Origin of the sequence: Phytobacter massiliensis JC163, from assembly GCF_000321045.1 — a bacterium.
Taxonomy (GTDB): Bacteria; Pseudomonadota; Gammaproteobacteria; order Enterobacterales; family Enterobacteriaceae; genus Phytobacter_A; species Phytobacter_A massiliensis.
Window position 1 is genome coordinate 85,961 of the sequence record NZ_HE578949.1, and the last position, 9,519, is coordinate 95,479.

Here is a 9,519-nt window from a genome sequence, read left to right on the forward strand (position 1 = left end):
CCCTGCCGCTGGGGAAAATCACCGGCGTCGGTAAAGTATCCGCCGCAAAACTGGAGCAGATGGGGCTGCGCACCTGTGAGGATGTGCAGAACAGCGATCTCGCCACCTTATTAAAGCGCTTCGGGAAATTTGGCCGGGTATTATGGGAGCGCAGCCAGGGCATTGATGAACGCGATGTTAACAGCGAGCGTTTGCGTAAATCGGTTGGGGTTGAACGTACCCTGATGGAGGATATTCACGAGTGGGCGGAGTGCGAGGCAATAATCGAACGGCTTTACCCGGAATTAGAGCGCCGTCTGGCCAACGTGAAGCCCGATCTGCTTATTGCCCGCCAGGGGGTGAAATTAAAATTCAATGACTTTCAGCAGACCACTCAGGAGCATGTCTGGCCGCGGCTGAATAAAGAGGATCTGATTGCCACCGCGCGCAAAACCTGGGACGAGCGCCGGGGCGGGCGGGGCGTGCGGCTGGTGGGGCTACATGTCACGCTGCTCGATCCCCAGCTCGAAAGGCAGCTACTGCTGGGGTTATAAATTCAGAATATATCAAGAAGTAATTCAATAAACGGCCTTGCAATGCTCTGCGCGGCTGTTAATATACGCGCACTTTCCATTTCTCACTGACTGCAAAGGAGGTTAATCATGACGACATATTCTTACAACCTCAATTGCAGACATTTCCAGGAATAACACCTTTCTTGCCCTGGTAACGTCTGCCATCTCCTTATTTTTAATTTTCAGGAATGGTATATGGGCAATAATGTTCATGTTCTCTCTGAGGCAATTTCTTATATTGCGTCAGACGATCTGTGGATCGAAGGTTTAGCGATCCAGCAATTACACACCACCGCAAATTTACCCGGCATGCGCCGCGTCGTCGGCATGCCGGATTTACATCCCGGACGCGGTTACCCTATTGGCGCGGCTTTCTTCTCCCTTGAGCGTCTTTATCCGGCGCTGGTCGGCAACGATATTGGCTGCGGCATGGCGCTGCGGCAAACCGATATCGTGGCGCGCAAATACAACGCCGATAAGGCTGAAAAACGCCTGCTGGCGCTGGACGACCATGCCGATGACGCGTGGCTGGAAGCGCACCTGCCGCCGGCGCTGGCGCAGCATGCGTGGCGCGGCGCGCTGGGGTCCATTGGCGGCGGCAACCACTTCGCCGAGCTACAGCAGGTGGAGGACGTTTTTGACGAGGGGCGTTTCCATCAGGCCGGGCTGGATGCGCAGCATCTGGTGTTACTGACCCACAGCGGCTCCCGTGGTCTCGGGCAGGCTATTCTGCAACGGCATATCGCCGCGTTTTCCCACGCGGGGCTGGCGCAGGGAAGTGAGCAGGCGCAGGTTTATCTTGCCGAACACGCTGAGGCGCTGGCGTTTGCCCGCGCTAACCGTGCGCTTATCGCCACCCGCATCCTGCAGCAGCTGCGGGCCGCAGGCGAGCCGGTGCTGGACGTGGCGCATAACTTCGTTGAATCATGCGTCATCAATGGCGAACAGGGCTGGCTGCACCGCAAGGGCGCCACGCCGGATGGCGAAGGGCTGGTGGTCATTCCCGGTTCGCGCGGCGATTACAGCTGGCTGGTGCAGCCTGTCGCCTCGGACATCAGCCTGCATTCGCTGGCGCACGGCGCGGGTCGCAAATGGATGCGCACCGAGTGTAAAGGGCGGCTGTCGGGTAAATTCAGCCCGGCGCAGCTGGCCCGCACGGGGCTTGGCAGCCGGGTAATCTGCCGTGATAAGCAGCTTATTTATGAAGAAGCGCCGCAGGCCTATAAGTCCGCCCAAAGCGTGGTGGACTCGCTGGTGCAGGCGGGGCTGGTCGTGCCGGTGGCACGCCTTCGCCCGGTGCTGACCCTGAAAACCCGCGGAGGGAACGGCGCATGATTTTATTGCAGTTCTCCTCTGCACAGGGGCCGGACGAATGCTGTCTGGCGGTGAAAAAGGCGCTGGCGCGGCTGATGGCCGAGGCGGCACAGCAGGGCGTGGCCCTGACGCTGCTGGAGACCGAGCCGGGCGGCCGCCCGGATACGCTGCGCTCGGCGCTGGTCTCCCTGGAGGGCGACAGTGCCGATGCGCTAAGCGACCGCTGGTGCGGCACGGTACAGTGGATCTGCCCAAGCCCTTACCGGCCACGGCACGGGCGCAAGAACTGGTACATTGGCGTCGGCCGCTTTTGCGCGGATGAGCAGGCGCAGGGCGACGAGATCCGTTTTGAAACCCTGCGCGCTTCCGGCCCCGGCGGGCAGCACGTCAATAAAACCGACTCGGCGGTCAGGGCGACGCATGTGGCAAGCGGGATTAGCGTAAAGGTACAGTCGGAGCGCAGTCAGCATGCCAACAAGCGGCTGGCGCGGCTGCTGATTGCCTGGCGTCTTGCGCAGCGACGTGAAGCGTTAAGCGCGGCGATGAAATCACAGCGGCGGATGTTCCACCATCAGATTGAACGCGGCAATCCGGTGCGCACGTTTAAAGGGCCGGAATTTAAATGATGTGGCTTCGGGCGTAGCCCGGGTAAGGGCAAGCGCACCCGGGACCCCCGGATGCGCTACTGGCTTATTTCGCCGGAATGGCTTTCAGCAGTTCGGTCAGCAGCGTCCAGTAATGGCCGACGCTTTCGATATGAACCTGCTCATCCGGCGAGTGCGGGCCGGTAATGGTTGGCCCGATAGAGACCATATCCATCTCCGGGTACGGTTTTTTGAACAGGCCACACTCCAGCCCGGCGTGGATCACCTGAATATTCGGCGTCTTATTGAACAGACGCTGATAGGTTTCACGCACCAGCGCCATCACCGGCGAGTTGGCATCCGGCTGCCAGCCTGGGTAGCCGCCTTTCGGCGCGGTTTTCGCGCCGGCCAGCTTGCCCAGTGATTCCAGCATGCTCACCACGTAATCTTTGCCGCTGTCGATCAGCGAACGAATCAGGCAGATGATCTCCGCGCTGTCGTCCTGCATGGTAACCACGCCCACGTTCAGCGAGGTTTCAACAACCCCTTTCGCCACGTCGGAGTTACGGATAACGCCGTTCGGGGTGGCATTCAGCAGCAGCACGAAGGCATCGCGTGACTGCGCGGTCAGCGCCGCTTTATCGCTGGAGACGGACTCCAGAACAACTGTCAGGTTCTTTTCTTTGACCGACAGTTCGTTTTTCAGGATATCCAGATAATCATTGGCCAGTTTTTTCAGCGTGTCTGCTTTGCCCGCCGCGACGGCGACGGTGGCGAACGCTTCGCGCGGAATGGCGTTACGCAGGGTGCCGCCGTTGAAGTCAACCAGACGCAGATCCAGCGCCTGCGCGTGGCCCGCCAGGAAACGCGCCAGCAGTTTGTTGGCGTTGCCAAGACCCAGATGAATATCGCCGCCGGAGTGGCCGCCTTTCAGCCCTTTCAGCGTCAGCTTAAAAGTCTGGAAATCAGCCGGGACGGCTTCGCGGGAGAGCGGCAGGGTGGTAATAAAGTCGATACCACCGGCGCAGCCCATATAGATTTCACCCTCTTCTTCAGAGTCGGTGTTGATAAGGATATCCGCCTGCAGCCAGTTGGGTTGCAGACCAAACGCGCCGTCCATCCCTGCTTCTTCGGTCATGGTCAGCAGCACTTCCAGCGGGCCGTGCGCCACGCTCTCATCCGCCAGCACCGCCAGCGCAGAGGCCATGCCGATGCCGTTGTCCGCGCCGAGGGTGGTGCCGCGCGCTTTTACCCACTCGCCATCAATATACGGCTGGATGGGATCTTTGGTGAAGTCGTGTACGGTGTCGTTGTTTTTCTGCGGCACCATATCGAGGTGCGCCTGCAGTACAACCGGTTTACGGTTTTCCATTCCGGCGGTAGCGGCTTTACGAATCAAAATGTTACCGACCTGGTCGCGCTCGGCGTGCAGCCCTTTCTCTTTCGCCCAGCCCATAATGTGTTCGGCAAGCTGTTCTTCATGATAGGACGGGTGAGGGATGGAGCAGATTTTAGCGAAAATATCCCACAGCGGCTGTGGAGAAAGCTGAGACAGTTCAGACACGTTGAGTCTCCTTAAGAGGGCCTGTCAAACATACCTTGCAGGTCATAGGGTTAAATAGATGAACATCACAAGGCTGGCTTGCGAGATGGCCCTGAGAATACCACTTTCTGGCCTTTCTGTTAGTACGCATCACGTAAAAAGCGAAGGCGTAGCCCGGTTGCACTGGTTTTTAGCGCTTCAGATCTCTATAATCTCGCGCAACCTATTTCCCCGTAGAACACTTTTTAAGCCGTAGATTAACAGGCTGGGACACTTCACATGAGCGAAAAATACGTCGTCACCTGGGACATGTTGCAGATTCACGCCCGCAAACTGGCAAATCGTCTGATGCCCTCTGAACAGTGGAAAGGCATTATTGCCGTCAGCCGTGGCGGTCTGGTACCGGGGGCGCTGCTGGCCCGCGAGTTGGGTATTCGTCATGTTGATACCGTTTGCATCTCCAGCTACGACCATGATAACCAGCGCGAGCTGAAAGTACTGAAACGCGCCGAAGGCGACGGCGAAGGCTTTATCGTGATCGACGATCTGGTGGATACCGGCGGCACCGCCGTGGCGATCCGCGAAATGTATCCGAAAGCGCACTTTGTCACTATCTTCGCTAAACCGGCAGGCCGCCCGCTGGTTGACGATTATGTCATTGATATTCCGCAGGACACATGGATTGAACAGCCGTGGGACATGGGCGTGGTATTCGTACCGCCTATCTCCGGCCGTTAATTCCCGCCTCCTCTTTCAACGCCTGGCTTAGCCGGGCGTTGTTTTATTTAACGCCCGCCAGGTTACAATAAGCACTATTGACGTATACATGGAGGCTGCGCGCAATGCCACAGGCTAACCTTAGCGAAACGCTGTTCAAACCCCGTTTCAAGCACCCGGAAACCTCTACGCTGGTGCAACGTTCCAGCCACGGCGCTCACCCCAGCGTTCACTCCACGCTGGATGGCGTAAATATTCCGCACTGGTATCGCATGATTAACCGGCTGATGTGGATCTGGCGCGGCGTCGATCCGCGTGAAATCCTGGACGTACAGGCGCGGATTATCATGAGCCAGGCCGAACGAACCGATAGCGAACTGTACGATACGGTAGTGGGCTATCGCGGCGGGAACTGGATTTATGAGTGGTCGACTCAGGCCATGCAGTGGCAGCAAAAGGCGAGCCAGGAAGAGGACGCCACCCTGAGCGGTCGCCACTGGCTGCATGCCTCCAACCTCTATAGCATCGCCGCCTATCCGCACATCAAGGGCGACGCGCTGGCCGAACAGGCGCAGGCGCTGGCGAATCGAGCCTATGAAGAGGCCGCGCAGCGCCTGCCAGGCTCGCTCAAAGAGATGGAATTCGCCATCCCCGGCGGCTCGCCGGTTATCGGCTTTTTGCATATGCCGAAAGGCGAGGGGCCATTTCCTACCGTACTGATGTGCGGCGGGCTGGATGGTCTGCAAAGCGACTACTACAACCTTTATGAGCGCTACCTCGCGCCAAAAGGGATTGCCATGCTGACGCTGGATATGCCCTCGGTTGGTTTCTCTTCAAAATGGAAGCTCACCCAGGACTCCAGCCTGCTGCATCAGCATGTTCTCAAAGCGCTGCCGAACATTCCGTGGGTCGATCACACCCGCGTAGCGGCGTTTGGTTTTCGCTTCGGCGCTAACGTCGCGGTGCGTCTGGCTTACCTGGAGCCCCAGCGCTTAAAAGGGGTCGCCTGCCTGGGGCCGATGGTGCACGCGCTGCTGACCAACCCGCGCCAGCTTGGACGGGCGCCGGATATGTATATGGACATGCTCGCCAGCAGGCTGGGGATGAATAACGCGTCGGATGAGTCCCTGTATGTGGAATTGAACCGCTACTCGCTGAAAACGCAGGGGCTGCTGGGCCGCCGCTGCCCAACGCCGATGCTTTCTGGTTTCTGGAAAAACGATCCGTTCAGCCCGGAAGAGGAGTCGCGCCTGATTGTCTCTTCCTCTGCGGAAGGCAAACTGCTTGAGATCCCATTCAACCCGGTTTATCGCAACTTTGATAAGGCGTTACGCGATATTACGGACTGGATGATGCATAGATTGCGTTAATGGTTTGATAATTTCCATTCATTTGGTAAAACAGTTGCATCACAAAAGGAGATCGCAATGACGTTACCGAGTGGACATCCGAAGAGCAGGATCATTAAAAAGTTTACCGCGCTGGGCCCGTATATTCGGGAAGAGCAGTGCGCCGGAAATCGCTTCTTTTTTGATTGCCTGGCCGTATGCGTCAATGTAAAGCCAGCGCCGGAGAAGCGGGAATTCTGGGGATGGTGGATGGAAATGGAAGCACAGGCTAACCGCTTTACCTACAGCTATCAGTTCGGTCTGTATGATAAAGATGGTAACTGGCAGCCGATGGCGATCAAAGACAGTGAAGTTGCCGATCGGCTGGCGCACACGCTGCGCGAGTTTCATGGCCGCGCCCGCGAGTTGCTGGCATCGCTGGAGTTAAAACTGGAACCGGCGGATGACTTCACCGACGAGGTTAAGCTCTCTGCATAAAATAAAAACGGCCTTCATTATGAAGGCCGTTTTTTTATCCGCATCCGGGAATCACGGGTGCGCGACGCGCTTACCCGGGCTACGCCGCGCTCATATTAGAACTGATAGGTTACGCCCACTGCCACAACGTCATCGTTGCTGGTAACAATCGGGTTATCGCTATCGATCTGGTTGATTTTATAATCCACCATCGCCGAGAAGTTTTTATTGAAGTAGTAGGTCGCGCCCACGTCGATATATTCCACCAGATCCACATCGCCGTAGCCTTCAATATCCTTGCCCTTGGTCTGAACATAGCCCAGGGACGGACGCAGGCCGAAGTCGAACTGGTATTGCACTACGGCTTCAAAGTTTTGCGCGGTGTTGGCAAAACCACGGCTGGAGCTTACCGGCGTCATATTGTGAGAAACCGAGTACATTGCCGCCAGGTACAGGTTGTTGGCGTCAAACTTCATGCCTGTCGCCCAGGCTTCTGCTTTCTCGCCTTCGCCCAGCGCCATATCTTCCTGCGCGTTGGTACGGTCAGAGTTGGCATAGGCGCCAATCACGGTGAATGGGCTGCCGCCGAAGTTGTAAGACAGAGACGCGCCGTAGCCGTCGCCGTTCTGCTTAATGGCGCTACGGCCAGATTCGTTTTTACCCTGATACTGCAGGCCGATATTCAGGCCTTCGACCGCGCCAAAGAAGTCCGTGTTGCGGTAAGTGGCAACGCCGGTGGTGCGTTTGGTCATAAAGTTGTCGGTACGGGTCAGGGAGTCACCGCCGAATTCCGGGAACATATCGGTGACCGAAGCCGCATCGTACAGAATCCCGAGGTTACGACCGTAGTCGAGGGAGCCGAAATCTTTTATTTTCAGGCCCGCGAAGGCCAGACGGGTTTTCTGCCCGGAGGTGCTTTCATCGTTGTTGCCCGCGAATTCAGCTTCCCAGCGACCGAAGCCGGTCATCTGGTCGTTGATCTGGGTTTCGCCTTTAAAGCCCAGACGGACATACGTTTTATCACCATCGTTGCTGGCGTCGTCGCTGAAATAGTGCATGGCTTTGATTTTGCCGTACAGATCCAGCTTATTACTGTTTTTGTTGTAGATTTCTGCCGCCTGTGAAGTAGCAGAAACCGCGCCAACGCTCATCATCATCAATGCCAAAGTTGTTTTTTTCATTATGTTTCCTGATTTAATTTTAGTAACGCGCTTGAGATTCCCGGGACATTGCCGCCCCGTATAAAAAATTCACGTAGGTTTTAACGTTCGAGAATTAAAGATTTATGACAATTCTTATTTATTTTTTTTGAAAACAGGTTGTGTGGGTTCTGTAATAAAAAGGTCAACTTCTGTTGATACGCTTGAGGATCGCCTTAGGTGATTTTCTTAAGCATTAAAAACTCTCAGTTGGAAGTTGCCGCTAATCCTGCTACAAAGGCAGTTTTCATTGAGTTGAACGGCAGAAAATCATGAGTGACAGTCAAACGCTGGTGGTGAAACTAGGGACCAGTGTCTTAACGGGGGGATCCCGTCGCCTTAACCGCGCCCACATTGTGGAGCTGGTGCGTCAGTGCGCGCAGCTTCACGCCGCAGGGCACCGTATTGTTATTGTTACTTCTGGCGCGATCGCCGCCGGGCGCGAGCATCTGGGCTACCCGGAACTGCCCGCCACCATCGCCTCCAAACAGCTTCTTGCCGCCGTCGGTCAAAGCCGTCTGATTCAGCTGTGGGAACAGCTGTTCTCTATTTACGGTATTCATATCGGGCAGATGCTGCTTACCCGCGCCGATATGGAAGACAGAGAGCGCTTCCTGAACGCGCGCGATACGCTGCGGGCGCTGCTCGATAACAATATTGTGCCGGTCATTAACGAGAATGACGCCGTCGCCACCGCTGAAATCAAAGTGGGTGATAACGATAATTTGTCCGCGCTGGCCGCCATTCTGGCTGGGGCCGATAAACTGCTGCTGCTGACCGATCAGCAGGGGCTGTTCACCGCCGATCCGCGCACCAACCCGCAGGCAGAGCTGATTAAAGACGTGCACGGTATTGATGACGCCCTGCGCGCTATTGCCGGCGATAGCGTCTCTGGCCTTGGCACTGGCGGCATGGGCACTAAACTGCAGGCGGCCGATGTCGCCTGCCGCGCCGGTATCGAGACCATTATTGCCGCAGGCAGCAAGCCCGGTGTGATTGGTGATGTGATGGAAGGCATCCCGGTAGGCACGCGTTTTCATGCCCAGGAGTCGCCGCTGGAAAACCGCAAGCGCTGGATCTTTGGCGCGCCTCCCGCAGGGGAAATTAGCGTGGATGAAGGGGCCACCGCCGCCATTCTGGAGCGCGGCAGCTCTTTACTGCCGAAAGGGATTAAAAGCGTGACAGGCAACTTCTCCCGTGGTGAAGTGATCCGTATTCGTAATCTTGAAGGTCGTGATATCGCCCACGGTGTCAGCCGCTATAACAGCGACGCGCTGCGCCGTATTGCCGGGCAGCATTCGCAGCAGATCGACGCTATTCTCGGCTATGAGTACGGCCCGGTCGCCGTGCATCGTGACGATATGATCACCCGTTAAGGAGCAGAAGTATGCTGGAACAGATGGGCATCGCTGCCAAAGCAGCATCGTACAAGCTGGCATTGCTCTCCAGCCGCGAAAAGAACCGCGTGCTGGAAAAAATCGCCGATGAGCTGGAAGCGCAGCGCGAAGACATTCTGCTGGCTAATGAACAGGATGTGCTGGAAGCGCGCCGCAATGGCCTGAGCGAGGCGCTGCTTGACCGTCTGGCGCTTAACCCGGCACGGCTGAAAGCCATTGCTGACGATGTGCGCCAGGTGTGCAATCTGGCCGACCCGGTAGGGCAGGTGATTGACGGTGGTCTGCTGGATAGCGGCCTGCGCCTTGAACGCCGCCGCGTGCCGCTTGGCGTGATTGGTGTTATCTATGAAGCTCGTCCGAACGTGACGGTTGATGTCGCTTCTCTGTGCCTGAAAACCGGCAACGC

Annotated in this window: 9 protein-coding genes and 1 pseudogene; 8 read left to right on the forward strand and 2 right to left on the reverse strand. The window is 56.9% G+C overall.

Annotation, left to right across the window (positions count from 1 at the left end):
- From ENTHG_RS20405 to prfH, 3 genes are all read left to right on the forward strand, one after another.
- Window positions 1–533 (forward strand): DinB/UmuC family translesion DNA polymerase (locus ENTHG_RS20405; RefSeq protein ID WP_044184256.1); only part of this gene is annotated, 533 nt, incomplete at its 5' end.
- Between the two features lie 216 nt (window positions 534–749).
- Entirely contained in the window at window positions 750–1,889 is a 1,140-nt protein-coding gene (locus tag ENTHG_RS20410) for an RNA ligase RtcB family protein (protein ID WP_044184259.1), read from the forward strand.
- On the forward strand, window positions 1,886–2,494 hold the full coding sequence (gene prfH, locus ENTHG_RS20415; RefSeq protein WP_044184262.1) for a peptide chain release factor H: 609 nt from the start codon (window positions 1,886–1,888) through the stop codon (window positions 2,492–2,494). Before ENTHG_RS20410 ends, prfH begins: the two co-directional genes overlap by 4 nt.
- Before the next feature lie 64 nt (window positions 2,495–2,558).
- On the opposite strand, the gene pepD is transcribed toward prfH, so the two are convergent.
- Window positions 2,559–4,016 carry a cytosol nonspecific dipeptidase gene (gene pepD / locus ENTHG_RS20420; protein WP_044184265.1) on the reverse strand — a complete coding sequence of 486 codons (1,458 nt, stop codon included), beginning with the start codon at window positions 4,014–4,016 and terminating at the stop codon, window positions 2,559–2,561.
- Between the two features lie 258 nt (window positions 4,017–4,274).
- Here pepD and gpt point away from each other — a divergent pair, with 258 nt between their 5' ends.
- The 3 genes from gpt to crl all read left to right on the forward strand — a co-directional run bounded on the left by gpt (window position 4,275) and on the right by crl (window position 6,538).
- Window positions 4,275–4,733: a xanthine phosphoribosyltransferase gene (gpt, locus tag ENTHG_RS20425; protein WP_044184268.1), complete on the forward strand. Its 459-nt coding sequence runs from the start codon at window positions 4,275–4,277 to the stop codon at window positions 4,731–4,733.
- Window positions 4,734–4,837: 104 nt separating this feature from the next.
- Window positions 4,838–6,082, forward strand: coding sequence for an esterase FrsA (gene frsA, locus ENTHG_RS20430; protein WP_044184272.1), 1,245 nt, complete (start codon window positions 4,838–4,840; stop codon window positions 6,080–6,082).
- 57 nt (window positions 6,083–6,139) lie between these two features.
- A complete protein-coding gene (gene crl, locus ENTHG_RS20435) occupies window positions 6,140–6,538 on the forward strand; it encodes a sigma factor-binding protein Crl (RefSeq protein WP_044184274.1) in 399 nt (132 codons plus the stop codon).
- 95 nt (window positions 6,539–6,633) lie between these two features.
- On the opposite strand, the gene phoE is transcribed toward crl, so the two are convergent.
- Window positions 6,634–7,698, reverse strand: a complete 1,065-nt coding sequence (gene phoE, locus ENTHG_RS20440; RefSeq protein WP_044184277.1) for a phosphoporin PhoE — start codon at window positions 7,696–7,698, stop codon at window positions 6,634–6,636.
- 290 nt (window positions 7,699–7,988) lie between these two features.
- Here phoE and proB point away from each other — a divergent pair, with 290 nt between their 5' ends.
- Entirely contained in the window at window positions 7,989–9,092 is a 1,104-nt protein-coding gene (proB, locus tag ENTHG_RS20445; protein WP_044184281.1) for a glutamate 5-kinase, read from the forward strand.
- A gap of 11 nt (window positions 9,093–9,103) precedes the next feature.
- Window positions 9,104–9,519: pseudogene (locus tag ENTHG_RS20450) on the forward strand (gamma-glutamyl-phosphate reductase); the annotation flags it as partial.